This is a genomic window from Streptomyces sp. SID13726, from assembly GCF_010548375.1.
Taxonomy (GTDB): domain Bacteria; phylum Actinomycetota; class Actinomycetes; order Streptomycetales; family Streptomycetaceae; genus Streptomyces.
This window is the reverse complement of record NZ_JAAGLY010000552.1, coordinates 1-423: the sequence shown is the minus strand read 5'-3', so window position 1 is coordinate 423 and position 423 is coordinate 1. Positions and strand designations below refer to the sequence as shown.

The following is a 423-nucleotide window of genomic DNA, read 5'->3' as shown; positions in this document are numbered from 1 at the left end:
TGGGCCTGCGGGACCGGACCCAGGCCGCGGTGTTCGCGTACGAGACGGGTCTGGTCCGTCCGGCGGGCTACTGAGCGGCCCGGGTAGTACCTGAGAGGGAGGCCGGGATATCCCCTTCAGCGGCGACGCGGACGAGGGGGCGGCCGACCTACGGTGTGGGTATGAGCGAGACGACCTCCCGGGCGAATCCCCGGGCACCCGAGTTCCGGATGGCCTCCGGCCTGTTCCGGAGCCTGCGCCAGGATCTGATCACGGACGCCTTCGCCTACCGGCCGCTGGCGCCGATGCGCACCGACGGGCCGGTGACGCGGCGGCTCCCGGCGCGGATACGGCCGTACCTGGCCTATCTGCCGCATGCGGTGATCGGGTTCATCGCCTTCTTCGTGGTGATGCTGACGTCCGCGAGCAGCGGGGAGTACGTCG

Annotated in this window: 2 pseudogenes; both read left to right on the top strand. The window is 71.2% G+C overall.

Going from position 1 to position 423, the window contains the following annotated elements:
• A pseudogene (locus tag G3I78_RS52655) lies at positions 1 to 74 on the top strand (DNA-binding response regulator); the annotation flags it as partial.
• Positions 75 to 161: 87 nt separating this feature from the next.
• Positions 162 to 423, top strand: a pseudogene (locus G3I78_RS49075) (two-component sensor histidine kinase); the annotation flags it as partial.